At 29.4% G+C, this 16,595-nt stretch carries 19 protein-coding genes; 4 read left to right on the top strand and 15 right to left on the bottom strand.

Going from position 1 to position 16,595, the window contains the following annotated elements; all coding sequences use genetic code 11:
- Positions 1–1,419: a F0F1 ATP synthase subunit beta gene (atpD, locus tag ABXT61_RS06570; RefSeq protein ID WP_415315105.1), complete on the top strand. Its 1,419-nt coding sequence runs from the start codon at positions 1–3 to the stop codon at positions 1,417–1,419.
- Positions 1,419–1,811, top strand: a complete 393-nt coding sequence (gene atpC, locus ABXT61_RS06565; protein WP_415315103.1) for an ATP synthase F1 subunit epsilon — start codon at positions 1,419–1,421, stop codon at positions 1,809–1,811. Before atpD ends, atpC begins: the two co-directional genes overlap by 1 nt.
- On the opposite strand, the gene ABXT61_RS06560 is transcribed toward atpC, so the two are convergent.
- The 12 genes from ABXT61_RS06560 to metX all read right to left on the bottom strand — a co-directional run bounded on the left by ABXT61_RS06560 (position 1,804) and on the right by metX (position 10,856).
- On the bottom strand, positions 1,804–2,280 hold the full coding sequence (locus tag ABXT61_RS06560) for an RNA pyrophosphohydrolase (RefSeq protein WP_415315102.1): 477 nt from the start codon (positions 2,278–2,280) through the stop codon (positions 1,804–1,806). The genes atpC and ABXT61_RS06560 overlap by 8 nt on opposite strands.
- Positions 2,281–3,420 carry a S41 family peptidase gene (locus ABXT61_RS06555; RefSeq protein ID WP_415315100.1) on the bottom strand — a complete coding sequence of 380 codons (1,140 nt, stop codon included), beginning with the start codon at positions 3,418–3,420 and terminating at the stop codon, positions 2,281–2,283.
- A complete protein-coding gene (rsfS, locus tag ABXT61_RS06550; protein WP_415315098.1) occupies positions 3,417–3,767 on the bottom strand; it encodes a ribosome silencing factor in 351 nt (116 codons plus the stop codon). Before rsfS ends, ABXT61_RS06555 begins: the two co-directional genes overlap by 4 nt.
- A 17-nt stretch (positions 3,768–3,784) precedes the next feature.
- Entirely contained in the window at positions 3,785–4,327 is a 543-nt protein-coding gene (nadD, locus tag ABXT61_RS06545) for a nicotinate (nicotinamide) nucleotide adenylyltransferase (RefSeq protein ID WP_415315096.1), read from the bottom strand.
- Positions 4,308–5,558, bottom strand: coding sequence for a glutamate-5-semialdehyde dehydrogenase (locus ABXT61_RS06540; protein ID WP_415315094.1), 1,251 nt, complete (start codon positions 5,556–5,558; stop codon positions 4,308–4,310). The genes nadD and ABXT61_RS06540 overlap by 20 nt, the downstream gene beginning before the upstream one ends.
- A 1-nt stretch (position 5,559) precedes the next feature.
- Positions 5,560–6,666, bottom strand: a complete 1,107-nt coding sequence (gene proB / locus ABXT61_RS06535) for a glutamate 5-kinase (protein ID WP_415315092.1) — start codon at positions 6,664–6,666, stop codon at positions 5,560–5,562.
- On the bottom strand, positions 6,656–7,639 hold the full coding sequence (gene cgtA / locus ABXT61_RS06530; RefSeq protein ID WP_415315090.1) for an Obg family GTPase CgtA: 984 nt from the start codon (positions 7,637–7,639) through the stop codon (positions 6,656–6,658). The genes proB and cgtA overlap by 11 nt, the downstream gene beginning before the upstream one ends.
- A gap of 29 nt (positions 7,640–7,668) precedes the next feature.
- Positions 7,669–7,923 (bottom strand): 50S ribosomal protein L27, encoded by a 255-nt coding sequence (gene rpmA, locus ABXT61_RS06525; protein ID WP_271525759.1) that lies wholly within the window; start codon positions 7,921–7,923, stop codon positions 7,669–7,671.
- 12 nt (positions 7,924–7,935) lie between these two features.
- Positions 7,936–8,352 carry a 50S ribosomal protein L21 gene (gene rplU / locus ABXT61_RS06520; RefSeq protein WP_415315089.1) on the bottom strand — a complete coding sequence of 139 codons (417 nt, stop codon included), beginning with the start codon at positions 8,350–8,352 and terminating at the stop codon, positions 7,936–7,938.
- A gap of 66 nt (positions 8,353–8,418) precedes the next feature.
- Complete coding sequence (gloB, locus tag ABXT61_RS06515) at positions 8,419–9,138, bottom strand: hydroxyacylglutathione hydrolase (RefSeq protein WP_415315088.1); 720 nt, start codon at positions 9,136–9,138, stop codon at positions 8,419–8,421.
- Positions 9,139–9,735 carry a methionine biosynthesis protein MetW gene (gene metW, locus ABXT61_RS06510; RefSeq protein ID WP_415315086.1) on the bottom strand — a complete coding sequence of 199 codons (597 nt, stop codon included), beginning with the start codon at positions 9,733–9,735 and terminating at the stop codon, positions 9,139–9,141.
- A gap of 2 nt (positions 9,736–9,737) precedes the next feature.
- Positions 9,738–10,856 carry a homoserine O-acetyltransferase MetX gene (metX, locus tag ABXT61_RS06505; protein WP_415315084.1) on the bottom strand — a complete coding sequence of 373 codons (1,119 nt, stop codon included), beginning with the start codon at positions 10,854–10,856 and terminating at the stop codon, positions 9,738–9,740.
- A gap of 191 nt (positions 10,857–11,047) precedes the next feature.
- Between metX and hisC the strand changes: the two genes are divergently transcribed.
- Together hisC and ABXT61_RS06495 are read left to right on the top strand one after the other, a co-directional pair.
- Positions 11,048–12,130, top strand: a complete 1,083-nt coding sequence (gene hisC / locus ABXT61_RS06500; RefSeq protein WP_415315082.1) for a histidinol-phosphate transaminase — start codon at positions 11,048–11,050, stop codon at positions 12,128–12,130.
- Positions 12,131–12,132: 2 nt separating this feature from the next.
- On the top strand, positions 12,133–13,029 hold the full coding sequence (locus tag ABXT61_RS06495; RefSeq protein ID WP_415315081.1) for a prephenate dehydrogenase: 897 nt from the start codon (positions 12,133–12,135) through the stop codon (positions 13,027–13,029).
- Here ABXT61_RS06495 and ABXT61_RS06490 read toward each other — a convergent pair.
- The 3 genes from ABXT61_RS06490 to ABXT61_RS06480 are packed head-to-tail and all read right to left on the bottom strand — an operon-like array spanning position 13,026 to position 16,586.
- A complete protein-coding gene (locus tag ABXT61_RS06490) occupies positions 13,026–13,772 on the bottom strand; it encodes an NlpC/P60 family protein (protein ID WP_415315079.1) in 747 nt (248 codons plus the stop codon). The two genes, ABXT61_RS06495 and ABXT61_RS06490, sit on opposite strands and share 4 nt — an antisense overlap.
- The gene (locus tag ABXT61_RS06485) at positions 13,762–15,138 is read right to left on the bottom strand and encodes an AmpG family muropeptide MFS transporter (RefSeq protein ID WP_415315077.1); all 1,377 of its coding nucleotides are present in this window, start codon (positions 15,136–15,138) and stop codon (positions 13,762–13,764) included. Before ABXT61_RS06485 ends, ABXT61_RS06490 begins: the two co-directional genes overlap by 11 nt.
- 2 nt (positions 15,139–15,140) lie before the next feature.
- On the bottom strand, positions 15,141–16,586 hold the full coding sequence (locus tag ABXT61_RS06480; protein ID WP_415315076.1) for a TrkH family potassium uptake protein: 1,446 nt from the start codon (positions 16,584–16,586) through the stop codon (positions 15,141–15,143).
- Positions 16,587–16,595: the final 9 nt, after the last annotated feature.

The raw sequence follows: 16,595 nt of genomic DNA, 5'->3' as shown, positions 1-16,595 counted from the left end.
ATGAGCAAAGGAAAAATCACACAGATTATTGGAGCAGTAGTAGACGTAAAATTTGATGGAGAATTACCAGAAATTTTATCAGCATTAGAATGTAAAAATGGAGACAACAGATTAGTTTTAGAAGTTGCTCAGCACCTTGGTGAATCAAGTGTTAGAACAATTGCAATGGATGCTACTGAAGGATTAAAAAGAGGTGACGATGTAACTGCAACAGGTGCTCCCATTCAAGTTCCAGTTGGTCCAGAAACTTTAGGAAGAATTATAAATGTAATAGGTGAACCTATTGATGAAAAAGGTGAAGTTAAAACAAAAGAAAAATGGCCAATTCACAGAGCTGCACCTGAATTTAGTGATCAGTCAACAGAGACAGAAATTCTAGTTACAGGAATTAAAGTAGTTGATCTATTAGCGCCATATGCCAAAGGGGGAAAAATTGGTTTATTTGGAGGTGCGGGTGTTGGTAAGACAGTACTTATTATGGAATTAATTAACAACGTAGCAAAAGCTCATGGTGGATTTTCTGTGTTTGCTGGTGTTGGAGAAAGAACTAGAGAAGGAAATGATCTTTATCACGAAATGATAGATTCAGGCGTTATTAAGCCAGAAGGTCCAGGATCAAAAGCTGCACTAGTGTATGGTCAAATGAATGAACCTCCAGGAGCTAGAGCAAGAGTTGCCTTAACAGGTCTAACTGTAGCTGAATATTTTAGAGACCAAGAAGGACAAGATGTATTATTCTTTGTTGATAACATTTTTAGATTTACACAAGCAGGTTCAGAAGTTTCTGCACTATTAGGAAGAATTCCTTCAGCAGTTGGATACCAGCCTACACTTGCAACAGATATGGGTAACCTTCAAGAAAGAATTACAACTACTAACAAAGGTTCTATCACGTCTGTACAAGCGATTTATGTACCAGCAGATGACTTAACTGACCCAGCGCCTGCAACGTCTTTTGCTCACTTAGATGCAACAACTGTATTATCTAGACAAATAGCTGAAATTGGAATTTATCCAGCAGTAGATCCTCTAGATTCTACTTCTAGAATTTTAGATCCTAGAATAGTTGGTGATGAGCATTACAGAGTTGCCAGAGAAGTGCAAAAAATTCTTCAAACTTATAAATCACTACAAGATATTATTGCGATTTTAGGAATGGATGAATTATCTGAGGAAGATAAATTAACAGTAGCCAGAGCTAGAAGAATACAAAGATTCTTATCACAACCTTTCTTTGTTGCTGAAGTCTTTACTGGTTCCCCAGGAAAATTAGTAGATTTAGAATCTACAATTAAAGGTTTTGCTGCAATATGTAATGGTGAGTATGATCATTTACCAGAAGCTGCATTTTATATGGTGGGTACAATTGAAGAAGCTGTAGAAAAAGCAGAAAAAATGGCGAAAGATGCTGCTGCATAATGAGTGAAGAGTTTAAAATAGAAATTGTAAACCCAGAAAAATCTTTTCTTTCAAAAGAAGATGTAACAGAAGTTGTTGTACCTGGTTTTGAAGGAGAAATGGGGATTTTAAAGGACCATATCTCAATTATTTCATTTCTAAAGCCGGGTATTATTAAAATTTTTTCCAAATCAGGAGAAGACAATTACTACGTTGAGGATGGAATTGTTGAATTTAAGAATAATAATTTATCAGTTCTAACAAGTTCTATTTTTAATATTAAAGATATTGATAAAGATAAAATTAGTGAACTACTTGCTCAAGCAGAAGAAAATTCAAAAAATAGCGACATTACAGATCAAAATAAATACCTGGTTGATCAAAAAATTGATGTGCTAAAAACTCTTAATTAAGAATTTCTTTTACTTTTTCTTTAATATCTTTGTACACATGTAGTTTAAAGTCTACAACTAGGTCAGTTATATTTTCAAGATCAATCCATTTCCATTCACTAAATTCAGGATGTTTAGTCTTAATATCAATCTCGTCATCTTGGCCTAAAAATCTCATTATAAACCACTTTTGTTCCTGACCTCTATATTTACCTTTCCAAATTATACCTAATAAGTTTTTTGGTAATTCATAAGAGATTAATCCATCACACTCTTTAATTAGTTCAACATTTTTTATACTAGTTTCTTCTTCTAGTTCTCTGTAAGCAGCAGTTAAGTAGTCCTCACCGTTATCAACACCACCTTGGGGCATCTGCCAAAAATTTTTTTGATTATCAATTCTTTTTGCAACAAAGACTTTATTGTTTTTGTTTAGGACAACAATTCCAACTCCACTCCTAAGAGGTAAATTTACTTTATTGTCTGACATTTATCCGTTGAGTAATTTTATTGCAAAATTTAATTGATTATCGGTTTCAGAATTAAACTTAAAATCATCTGAACCTTCTGCAACTTCTATATCAGGTGTTACACCTACTTCAGAAATAGACTTTCCTGAAGGAAGATAATATTTTGCAATTGTTAATCTAATGGCACCTCTATTTTTTAAAGGGATTATTGACTGTACAGAACCTTTTCCATAACTATTTTCACCAAGTATAATAGCTCTTTTATGATCTTTTAATGCTCCAGCTACAATTTCTGATGCCGATGCTGATCCATAGTTAATAAGTATAATTAGTGTTTTACCATTTGTTAGATCACCTTTTTTAGCAAACCATTTTCGATTTTCTGAAGCTTGTCGACTTCTTGTTGATACAATCTCACCATTTTCTAAAAAAAAGTCTGAAATTTTAATTGCCTGAGAAAGTAAACCACCAGGGTTGTTTCTTAAATCTAAGATATATCCTTTTAGATCTTTATTCTTATTTAATTTATTAATTTTTTCTTTAATTTGTTCGCTACTATTTTCATTAAAGGAAGTTAGTCTTATATAACCAATATTATTATCTATAAGTTCGGATTTAACAGATTGAACCTCAATAACCTCTCTCATTATATTAAAAATTAATGCTTTTTTTATACCTCTTCTTCTAACTGTTATTTCAATACTCGATCCAACAGGTCCCCTCATTAACTCTACTGCTTCCATTAATGATTTCCCTTGAACCTGTGTGTTATTAATTTTTACAATATAATCACCAGCTTTTAATCCTGCTTTTGAGGCTGGTGTATTATCTATTGGTGATATTACTTTTACAACACCTGCTTCCATGCCAACTTCGATACCAAGCCCACCAAACTCTCCACTGGTTTCAGTTTGCATACCCTCAAAACTTTCAGGTGTCATATATGCAGAATAGGGATCTAGTGATTGTAATAAACCATTTATGGCAGCATCCATACTTTTGGATTGATCTACTTCATCAACGTATTCTTTGTTAATTTTTTCAAGCACCTCACCAAACAAATCAATTTTTTTATATATGTCAGTGTTTTCAGAAAAACTTTTTTGAAAAGTAAATAATAGTATTGTAATAAAAAGAAAAAATCTTTTAGTCAAAATCATATCATCACTTTTTCTTTAGGTATTATTTCTGACCAGATTTTTTCCAATTCATAAAATTTTCTTTTATCGGGATGGAATATATGAACAATTAAGTCTATACCATCAACTAATTTCCAATCTGCACTTTCTTTTCCTTCAATCTTAGAATTTTTTACTCCATTGGTCTTTAATTTTTCTAATACCATTTCAGATAAGGCTTGAATATGTCTCGAAGAAGTTCCACTTGCTATAATCATATAGTCAGCCATTGAGCTTTTATTCTTAAGATCTATTGAAATAATATCTAGGGCTTTATTGGAATCTAAGGTTTTTAATATTAAATTTTTAAGGTCTGAGTTTTTTTCCATTAATACATTTAACCTTATCAAATTTTTCTTAATTGAGAAGATGAAATATTGACCTTTTTAAAATTAATAAAAGATAATTTTTTTTTATTCACACCATTAAAGGTAACAGACTTTAGTGATTTAGCTTTATATCCCTGTCGATCAAACACAAGAAGATTGCATTTTTTTATAATGGATTTCCATTTATACCATTTATGAAAATTGATTAGATTGTCAGCACCCATAATGAAATAAATCTCAAATTTTTTATCTTTATTTAGATAATTGATGAGATCGATTGTTTTATTGGAGAGAACTTTTTCTTCATAAAACTTAACTTTAATAAAATCATTTTTACCAATGAATTTTTTTGCAAATTTTATTCTATTTTTTAGATTTGTTTTACTTGTGTTTTTAAATGGGTTTTGTTTGGTAACTGCCCATATAATATTTTTTAATTCTAATATTTTTTTAGCTTGTTTAGAGATTTCCAAATGGCCCTTATGCGCAGGATCAAAAGTTCCCCCCAAGATTCCAATTTTTGTCTTTTTTTGTTTTAAGTTATTTTCTAGTTTTACCATTACTAACAATTTCGTATTTGTATGAAACGAGCTGTCCTAATCCAACAGGCCCTCTTGGAGGTAATGTGTTTGTCGAAATGCCAACCTCACCACCAAAACCGAATTCGCCACCATCTGCAAATTGAGTAGATGTATTGTGCATTGCAATAGAGCTTTTAACATTTTTTAAGAATTTATTTGCAGTTTTTTTATTGTTAGTAACGATAGAGTCGGTGTGCATGGTTCCATATTTATTAATATGATCAATCGCATCGTCACAATCTTTAACTGTTTTTACAGAAACTACAGCTGATAAATATTCAGTAGACCAATCTTTTTCTTTTGCTGGATAAATTTTTCCCTTGTAATATTTTTTTAAGATCCGGTCTCCGTAGATCTTGCAATTATTTTCTTCTAACTTTTTTAAAATTGGGTTACAGAATCTCTTAACAATTTTTTCATGCATTAAAATTGTTTCCGTAGCTCCACAAATACTAGTGTTCCTTAACTTAGCATTATAGGTAATATTTGTAGCCATTATTAGATTGGCATCCTTATCAATAAAAGTGTGACAAAGACCTTCCAAGTGACCGATAATAGGGACGTTTGAAAATTGTTGAACTCTTTTTACTAAATTTTTTCCACCACGAGGTATTATAACATCAATATAATCTTTCATTTTTGAAAGCATAAAGTCGACCATTTTTCTGTCTTTAGAATCTATAAATTGAATAAAGTTTTCGTTCACTTTACTTTCTCTAAGTGATTTTCTAAATAGTTTTGCTAAAATTTTATTAGTACTTATGGCTTCAGAGCCACCTTTTAAAATTACTGCATTTCCAGATTTGAAGCATAAGCTTGCAACATCAGATGTAACGTTAGGTCTACTTTCATAAATAACACCTATAACACCAATAGGTATAGACACTCTGCTAATTGTTAAACCATTTGGTCTACGCCATTTTTCTAAAGTGGCATTAACAGGATCTTTTAAGTTAGCAATTTTATCTATAGAATTTTTTATGCCTATTAATTTTTTTTCATCAATAGTTAATCTTTCTATTAGATTACTTTTTAAGCCCTTGCTAAGAGCAAATTGAATATCTTTTTGATTAGCTTTAAATATGGATTTTTTTTCTTTGTCTAATAAGAAAGCATACCTTTTTAAAATTTTATTTTTAGTTTTTGAATTAACTTTATCAAGTGACGCTTTTCTTGCATTTTGACCCATTAAACTCATATATCTGCTCATTTTATACCTCTACTATATCATCTTTATGAATTACTTCTGATTTAGAAATATATCCTAGTAATTTTTCTATCTCTTTTGAATGGTGACCCATAATTTTTTCTATTTCATTAGATGAAAAGGAGCTAAGTCCTCTTGCGCATTCGTAATTATTTTTATCTAAAACTTTAATATGATCTCCTTTGCTAAAACGGCCAGATACTTTTTTTATTCCTGCTGCTAGTAAACTTTTACCATTTGAAAGCGCCTGTTTTGCACCGTCATCAATAATCAGTGCACCTTTAGGTGAGATAGAGCTAATAATCCATTTTTTTCTAGCATCTAATTTTGAAACTTTAGGTAAAAACCATGTACAATTATTTTCATCAGTTATTTTTTTAATGGGTCTGTTTAACAAGCCATTTGCAATTACCATTTGGCATCCTGATAATTGACAGATTTTAGCAGCATCTATTTTAGTTTTCATACCACCCGTACCATGTTCACTAATACTTTTAGTAGCTATTTTTTCTATATCTTTATCTATATTTCTTATTTCTTTTATTAATTTTGCATTTTTATATATTTTTGGATTGTGTGTATAAAGACCATCCACATCAGAAAGTAATATAAGCGAGTCTGCGCCTGATATTTGTGCAACACGAGATGCTAATCTGTCATTATCACCATACTTAATTTCTGAAGTAGCAATAGTGTCATTTTCATTTACTATTGGTACAAAGCCTAGTTTAAATAAATTATCAAAAGTTCTTTTTGCATTTAATGCCCTTCTTCTTTGTTCTGTGTCTTCCAAAGTGAGAAGAATTTGAGAAATATTAATTTTTAATTTAACAAATTTTTCTGAAAATAAATTCATTAGTTCAATTTGCCCAATAGATGCAACAGCCTGACTTTTATCAATCTTAAGGTTTTTTTTGCTAATATTTAGTTTTTTGCAACCCATTGCTATTGCTCCAGAGCTTACAATAATAACTTTTTTATTCTGTTTTATTAATTCCTGAATATCTTTAGCAAATTCGGTGAGCCATTTTTTTCTTACTTTTTTTTTGTCATCTATTAATAAAGATGAACCAATCTTAATTACAATTATTTTAGAATCTTTAAGATACATAGGAGAGCAATTTAGCTTTAATTTTAGATATTGAGCCTTTTTCTAATGTTGAGAGCGCAACCACCTCAGAATTTTTATTTTTAGAAAAATTGTTTAAAATTTCTTTCACTTCTTCTTCCTCTAATAAGTCTGTTTTATTTAATACAATTATTTCTTTTTTTTCTAGTAAATCTTTACTGTAACTCCCCAGCTCATTTCGAACTTGTTTATACGTATTTTCAAGGTCTTCATCAGTAATATCTATTAAATGCATTAATGTTTTACATCTTTCTATGTGTTTTAAAAATTGAATACCAAGACCTACACCTTCATGTGCACCTTCAACCAATCCGGGGATATCAGCTAGAGTTATTTCTTTATCATCATAACTTGCAACACCAAGATTTGGATTTAGTGTTGTAAATTTATAGTTAGCAATTTTAGGCATCGCATTTGTAATGGCAGCCAGTAAGCTTGATTTACCTGCGTTAGGTAATCCAACAATACCAACATCGGCAATAGTTTTTAATTGAAGCCAAATTACATATTCTTCACCAATTGCACCTTTAGTAAATTTTTTTGGAGCTCTATTAGTGGAACTTTTAAATCTAGTGTTTCCAAGACCACCTTTACCACCTTTAGCTACAATAAATTCTTCACCTTCTTTTTTAAAATCATAAATTAAAGTTTTATTATCTTCTTCAAAAACTTGTGTACCTATTGGAACCTTTAAAAATAAATCTTCTCCACCATGACCTGTACGATTTTGTCCAGAACCATTTACTCCTCTTCCTGCTTTATGGTGTTGTTGAAATCTATAATCGATAAGGGTATTTAAATTTCTTTCTGATCTTAGGAATATGGTTCCACCTTTACCTCCGTCACCACCATCAGGTCCACCGTATTCAATAAATTTCTCTCTACGAAAACTAGGAGAACCATGCCCACCATTGCCGGCCTTTACATAAATTTTTACTTGATCTAGAAACTTCATATTACAACTGTTAGTTTTTAGTTGTACTACTAATTGGGTTTCACGGAAACGAATGTTCTGTCTAATCTACCTTTTTTAAATACTACTTTCCCCTCAACAACAGAGAAAATTGAATGATCTTTTCCCATTCCCACATTTTCACCTGGGAAAATTTTAGTTCCTCTTTGTCTAACAATTATGTTTCCAGGAATAACTACTTCACCACCGTACTTCTTAACACCAAGTCTACGACCAGCACTATCTCGTCCGTTTCTCGATGAACCACCTGCTTTTTTTGTAGCCATAATTTACCTAATTTATTTATTAACTGCTTCAGCTTCTACTTTAGCTTCAACCTTTTCAATTTTTTTAGTTGGTTTAACCATTTTTTCCGCTTCAGATAAAATTTTACCATCTTTAGAAAATATTTTACTAATTCTTATTAATGAATATTGCTGTCTATGACCATTTTTTCTTCTAGAATTTTGTCTTCGTCTTTTTTTGAAAATTAATATTGTTCTATTTTTTCCGTTTTCAACAAGATCTGCTTCAACTTTTGCACCCTCAACTGTTGGTGATCCAACTTCAATGTTTTTGTCATCTCCATAAGCTAAAATTTCTTTAAACTCTATCTTAGTTTCAAGTTTAGAATCCTCTAATCTTTCAACTTTAAGTATTTCTCCAGCCTTTACTTTGTACTGTTTTCCACCTGTTTGTATGATTGCGTATGACATTGTTTAATCTATTTTTTTATAATCTGCAATATAGTCGGGGCCTTATTATAGTCAAGTCCGAATAAGCTAGAAATTGTCCTTTAAATCCCTCAATTTTGAAAAGGTTTCTTCTGTATCAGATCTAAGAAAAATATTGCACTCTAATTCCTCTTTAATAGTGGACGGAATAGTAGGTAAGTTATTTTTTAATTTTTCGTCTATATCTTTGATCTTAATTTTTAGGTTTTCATTGTCTTGGTCATGAGTAATACAAAATTTAGAGTTTTGTTTAGTATATTCATGTCCACAATAGATCCTTGTTTTTTCTGGCAGTGCTTTTATTTTCATTAATGAATTATACATCTGCGAGTATGTTCCTTCAAAAATTTTACCACAACCAAGTGAAAAGAGGGTGTCTCCTGTAAAAACAGATTCTTCATTATAAAAATAAAAACATATATGACCAAGGGTATGACCAGGTACATGAAATATTTTAGCCTGAAAACTTTCTTCGTGCCAAATATCTTGATCACTTACCAGTATATCGATTTCTGGGATTCTATCCTTGTCTTCTTTATATCCAATAATACTAGCTCCATATTTTTCTTTTAATTCTATATTACCTCCCACATGATCATAATGATGATGTGTATTTAATATATATTTCAAATGTATATTTTTATCTTCCAAATATTTGATAATAGGCTTTGCTTCACTGGGATCAATCACACATGCAATATTTTTAGTTTTATCAATAATCAGATAAGAATAATTATCTTGTAAGCAGGGTATTATTTGAATTTCCATTTAACTCTCAATTAAAAAAATACCTAGTTCTGCAGATAAATTTTTAATATTTAGATTATGTTTATTAATAGAAGATATTTTTTCGTTATGCAGAGCTAATGATTTATCTAATTTAATTTTTCTATTTTCACAAAAATTAAAAAAATCTTTTATGGTACACATATGAAGATTAGGAGTATTATACCACTCATCAGGTAGATTCTTTGTAATTGGCATTGTTCCTTTAATTAATAGGTGAAGTCTAACTTTCCAAAAACCAAAATTAGGTATTGTAACAATAGCTTTTTTACCAACTCTCAATAGTTCTTGGATAACTATTTCAGGATTTAAAAATGCTTGCAGAGTTTGACTTAAAATAACAAAATCAAAGGAGCTTTCAGGAAATTGTAATAGATCCTTTTCTGCATCACCCTCAATAGCAGTTAGTCCTTTTGATAAACATTTTTGAACATTATCTTTGGAGATTTCTATTCCCCTTATGTCTATTTCTTTATTATACTTAAGGTATTCCATTAATATACCATCTCCACAGCCCACATCTAAAACTCTAGTATTTTTTTCAATAAGACCAGAGATTATTTTAAATTCTTGTTTCATGTTTAGTTTTTAGAATAAGCTGTTTTAATATAATCACCTAGAGTATTTAAAAATTTAGGAACTTTTAAAAGGAATGAATCGTGTCCTTTGTCAGATTCAATTTCGACAAATCCGACCTCAGCACCTATGGCATTTAAGGCTATAACAATTTCTTTATTTTCAGAAGTTGGATAAAGCCAATCAGAAGTAAAAGATATAATAAGAAACTTAGTTTTAGTTTTTTCGAATGCTTTAGATAAATTACCGTGATGTTCTTTTATTAGATCAAAATAGTCCATCGCTCTTGTTATATATAGGTAGCTATTAGCATCAAATCTATCAACAAATACAGATCCTTGATATCTTAAATAACTTTCTATTTGAAAGTCTGCATCAAAACCAAATTTTAGGTCATCTCTTTCTTGCAACTTTCTTCCAAATTTTTCCTGCAGACCATTTTTAGATAAATAAGTTATATGTGCGGCCATTCTTGCAACAGACAATCCTTTATTAGGATTTTTATTTTGATTTGAATAGTCACCATTTTCCCAATTAGCATCAGCCATAATCGATTGTCTGCCAAGTTCATTAAAAGCAATATTCTGTGCTGAATGACTAGCTGTGCAGGCTATTGGAATAGCAACTTTTGCTTTATCAGGAAAGTTATTAACGAACTGAAGTGTCTGCATTCCGCCCATTGATCCACCTATAACAGCAAATAATTTATCAATGTTAAAAAAATTTAAGAGATTAAATTGTGCATTAACCATGTCATTAATAGTGATGACAGGAAAAGTGGTACCATATTTTTTATTAGTATCAGGATTAATTTCACTAGGACCATACGAGCCCATACATCCACCAATAACATTGGCACAAATTACAAAATATTTATCAGTATCAATGGCTTTACCAGGTCCAACAGCATATGACCACCAACCCTCTTTTTTAGTAATTGGATTTATTCCAGAAACAAATTGATCACCAGTTAAAGCATGAAAAATAAGAATAGCATTATCTTTCATCTCATTTAGAGAGCCATAAGTCTCATAAGCTAGAGAATAATTATTGATAATTCTACCACAATCTAATTTTAATGGTTTATCAATTATAATATTTTTTAGGTTCACATTTTTATTCATAAATATTAGCCAAATTTGAATTGTGAGACAAAAAAACTTATTTAGCGGTTTTTTTAAGCGCTCGCAATTCAGTTAAATCAGCGCATATTTTTTGTACTAGATAGTATTTCTTATGTCAATTTTTTTAAAAAATGACTTATTCTATATGAAAGGATAATGTTTTATTTATAAGGTAAATTAGATTAATAAAAATGACAGTTCCAAAATTTAAAGAATTCAAAATAGAGGCCTATAAACCGGGTAAGTCAAATATAGCAAAAATACGAAATGTTATAAAATTATCAGCAAATGAGTCAGCTCTTGGTGTAAGCCCAAGAGTAAAGAAAATTTTACAGAATAAAAAATTAATAATATCGAAGTATCCAGACGGTAAGGCAAAAAACTTAAGAAAAGAAATCTCAAAGAAATATAAGTGTGATTTTGAAAAGATAATTTGTGGTGCAGGGTCAGATGAAATTATTCAAATGATTTGCCAGTTGTACCTAAAACCCTCTGATGAAGTGATTGTTCCTCAATATAGCTTTTTAATGTACAGGATATATGCAAAAATAGTGGGAGCAAAAGTTGTTTTTTCCAAGGAAGCAAATTTTAAAGTTTCAATAAATGAAATTATCAAGAAAGTAACAAAAAAAACCAAACTTGTATTTATTGCCAACCCTAATAACCCAACAGGAACATACTTAAGTAGAGCAGAGCTAATAGGCTTAAGAATGAAACTGAATAAAAATATTTTACTAGTTTTAGACGATGCATATTTTGAATATATGAAAAATAAAGATTATAAATCTGGGTTAGATTTATTTAAAAATAAAGATAATGTTGTTGTGATAAGAACTTTTTCAAAAATATATGGACTGGCTTCGTTAAGAGTTGGCTGGGGTCATGGCCCCAAGAAAATTATCTCTGCAATGAATTTAATTAGACCTCCATTTAATGTAAATCAAGCTGCGCAGATGGCAGCAATAGAAGCTTTAAAAGATAGAAACTTTATTAATCAATCTGTAAAACACAATATCACAGAAGCAAATAAAGTTAGAAATGTTTTAGAAAAACTAAAAATTTTTTCAAATGAAGTAACAGCTAATTTTTTACTATTAAATTTTGATAAATGTAAATTTTCAGCTAATTATATTTTTAACAAACTGCAGTCAAAAGGAATTATATTAAGATCTACAGAGGATGGATATAATATTAAAAACAAATTAAGATTAACAATTGGATCTAAAAAAGAGAATATGAGATTCATAACAACGATTAAGGCTATCTTTAATTAATTATGAAAAATATTTTAATTATAGGCTGTGGTTTAATTGGGTCTTCATTGTTAAGATCAATATCTGAAAAAAAAATAGCTAAAAAAATATTTGTCTATGAAAAATCAAAATCAAATATTTCAAAAATCAAAAAATTAAAATTACCATGTGAAATTATAGATGATTTAAAAAAAATTATTCCAAACTTAGATTTAATAATATTTTGCACCCCATTAGGAGAGTATGAAAAAATAATTTTAAAGATAAACAGATATTTATTACCTAAAACTATTATTACAGATGTTGGATCATCTAAAGAAAAGTCTATGGACTTAATTAAAAGAAAATTGAAAAAAGGAATTTTTTGGACATCCAGTCACCCTATTGCAGGGTCAGAAGTTAGTGGCCCAGAAAATGGAGTAAAAAATTTATTCCTTAATAAATGGTGCATATTAATAAAAGAAAAAAATACCAACAGAAAACACCTTCTGATACTTAACAATTTCTGGAAAAAAATTGGTTCAAAAATTGCAATTATGGACTCAAAAAAACATGACACGGTTTTTTCTATGACAAGTCATTTACCTCACTTAATTGCATATAATTTGGTTAAAACAGCGACAGATTTTGAAAAACAACAAAACTATGAATTAATCAAATTCAGTGCAGGTGGTTTGAGAGATTTTTCAAGAATTGCTGCATCTAATGAAATTATGTGGCGAGATATTTTTTTTAATAATCAAAAAAATATTTCAAAAGTTATTGATTTGTTTATTAAAAATTTACGTTCATTTAAAAAGGATATTCAATCTAAAAATAATAAGTCTATTATTAAAAAATTAATTAATACTAAAAAAGTTAGAAAAAAAATAATTAAGTTGAAACAAGATATTAACAAGCCAGATTTTGGAAGAAGTTAGTATTTTATAGAGGATATTTTTTTTACTATTAATTTTGCCGTTCTTTCAATTCTATTTATTGTATCTATTATTTTCATAATCAAAACTTTCTTTTCAGGACCATATGCATGAATTAATTTTTGAGTGTTAATACAAACAGCAACATGACCTTTCCAAAATATAATGTCACCTTTTTTAAATATTCTACTTTCATTTTTTTTTACTGAATATTTTATTTGGTCTTTTGTATCTCTTGGATAAAATTTATTATTATAGTAAAAAAATAATTGTAAAATAGCAGAGCAGTCTATGCCTTTATAAGTTTTACCACCCCAAACATATTTAGTTTTTAAAAACAATTTGAATATTTTTAAATAATCTTTTTCTATATGATTAATTTTTTTTATATCATTTTTTTTAATCCATTTATTTTTTTCAAATTCTATAAAATTTTTATTTTTTTGAATTATGGAAATTCTTGATGCAAAGGGCAAAAAATATTTTGTTTTATTTTTTTGTTTATTATAAATATTTGCTTTTAGAACAAATATTTTATGAGTTGGCTTATGATCCTTATCGTGATCTTTGTTTTTTATGTATCCATTATAATTATCAAATGAAACTTTTATTTTGATCCAATTTTTATTCTTAGATATAATTTTAAATTTTTCCCCATACAAAATTTGAGAGGTAACTTCAGAAACTACATTGGGTTTCTTATAGATATTTGTTAAAGGTTTTTTGTAAAAATAATTATTTTTCACGAAGTTTTAATTTATCTTTTATAAACCATAAACAAATCAAAGAAGGTATTACCATGATGGCTGTAATGATAAAAAATACTCCCCAATCTCCATTAAGCCAATCTACCAATGCTCCAGATGATGATGCAAGTGTAGTTCTGCCAGCAGTCCCTATCGATGCAAGCAACGCGTATTGAGTTGCGGTATATGTTCGGTCTACTAATAATGAAATAAATGCTACAAATGCAACTGTTGCAAAAGCTGCTGCTATATCATCAAATATGACAGCAACTGCGAATAATAACTCAGATTTATCACTCCATGCCAACAGGGTAAATAATAAGTTTGTTGCTGCCATTAATATTCCTGCAACAAACATTGCTTTTAAAACGCCAGACCTAATTACAAAAAGCCCACCCAGTAATGTAAATATAACTGTAGTTATCCATCCTAAAGTTTTTGAGTAAATTGCAATGTCACCTTTAGAGAAGCCTATTTCTTTATAAAAAACTATCGACATACGTCCAAGAAAGGCCTCACCAATCTTGAATAAAAAAATAAAGCTTAAAATCCCAACAGCAATTGAAAAGCCATTTTTCTTAAAAAAACTTATTATGGGACCACCTAATGTACTGCTTATCCAAGCGATAAAATTAATTATAATATTTTTTGATCCAAGTTTACTTTCTATAAGTTTATCTGTTTCTTTTTGTTTTTTTTGTCTATCAGTAGAAAGAGGTTCATGAACAAACATTAAACCTATGTTCATCAAAATTACCACAACTCCTAAAATTAAAAATGTAATTTGCCAGTAATTAGTAACGCCAATATTCTCTAAATATTCTGCTGTAAATAGAGCTATTACACCACCCAATTTATATCCACTCCACCATCCAACAACAGCCATCGCAGCACCAGCAGCCATTGATTTACTTTCATGCTCACCTATTTGCTCAATTCTTAAGGCATCAACGGTAATATCTTGTGTAGCTGATGCTATAGCAATAATTAAACCAACTGTAATTAGTAGTGCAAGATCTTCAGTGGGATTAATAAAACTCCAAGTAACAAGACAAGTTAAAATTGCAATTTGCATTAAAACTATCCAGCCTCTTCTATGACCAAGTTTTTTTGTTAGATATGGTATTTGAAATCTATCAATAAGAGGTGCCCATAGATAATTAAAAGCATAAACAGCAAATATTAGTCCCGCCCAACCAATTGTTGATCTACTTAAACCTTCTTCTTTTAGCCATAGACTTAGACTACTTCCAATTAAAACCCAGGGAAAACCAGAGATTGCCCCTAGTAATAATATTCTAAGCATTCTCTTATCAAAGTAGACTGCAAAAGTTTCTGACAAGGATTGTTTTTTAATTTCAATCATATTTAATTCCTCCAAAATGATGGAAGAAACAATACAAGTATAGCAAACAATTCTAATCTACCCAATATCATTCCAAGACTTAAAATCCATTTAGATATTTCAGGTAAGCTTGAAAAATTGCCATTAGGGCCAATTGTAGAGCCTAATCCTGGACCAACATTTGAGATTGAGGTTGCAGCACCAGAAATTGAAGTAACAAAATCTAAACCACTTAAAGATAAAAATGCAGTTATTAAAAAAAATATAACCAAGTAAAGAAAGATAAAAGAAATGATAGAAGCCATAAATTTATCGTCAACATTATTTTTATCATATTTTATTATAAATATGCCTTTTGGATAAATAATCTTCTTTAATTGATTTATAATAAAAAGATATAGAATTTGAATTCTAAAAATTTTAATTCCACAAGTTGTTGAGCCAGCACAACCACCAATGAACATTAAAGTTAAAAAGAAAATGAGTGGAAAATTACCCCATCCATCAAACTCTCCAGTAACATATCCTGTTCCACTTAATATAGAAATAACATTAAAACAAATGGTTCTAATATTTATTTGAGAAAAATCTTTGTTATAAAAAAGTAAATAAATAAAAAGTATAATAATTGAAAAAATAATAATTTTTAAAAATGACTTTATTTGAATATCAGAGATAAAAATTTTTCTATCTCCATTTAAAAACTTTATATAAGCAATAAAAGGTAAACTACCCAATATTATGAAAACCATGGATGATATTTCGATAGGTAAGCTATTAAAATATCCAATAGATTTGTTATAATTTGAAAAGCCACCAGTTGCTATCGTGGTCATTGAGTGAGTTAAGCTATCAAAAATATTCATACCAAAAATTTTATATGTAGCAGCACAAAGTACTGTTAGACCTAAATAAACGTAAATCAGTCTAAGTGAAATTTCTTTTGACTTTGGTAATAATTTTTCAGAAGAGTCGTTGCTTGAAATTTTAAATAATTGCATTCCCCCAACATTCATTATTGGCATTAAGGTTATTGCCATTATAATAATACCAATTCCACCTAACCATTGAAGCATTGCTCGCCACAAAAGTATTGATCTAGGCGCACTCTCTAAGTTTGAGATAATTGTAGACCCTGTCGTGGTAATTCCAGACATACTTTCAAAAAAAGAGTCAGTAATTGATAATTCAAGAGTAGAAAAAATAAAAGGCAAAGAACCAAATATTGCAATACTTAACCAAGAAAGAGCAGTTAATAAGAATGCTTGCTGCAGATTTAATTTTTTATCGTGATTTAAATTTGCTAAAAAGAATAAAACACCAAATATTATAGAAATTATAGAGCCTCCAATAAAAGAGGAATCAACTTCTGAATAAATAAACTGAACTATAAATGGAATCATCATGGAAATTCCAAGAATAATTTGCAAAACACCCAAGGTAAAAAAAACAGTTTTATAATTAGACATTTTGAAAGA

It is taken from the genome of Candidatus Pelagibacter sp. Uisw_137 (genome assembly GCF_047720245.1).
GTDB lineage: Bacteria > Pseudomonadota > Alphaproteobacteria > Pelagibacterales > Pelagibacteraceae > Pelagibacter.
This window is presented reverse-complemented; position numbering and strand designations above follow the sequence as displayed.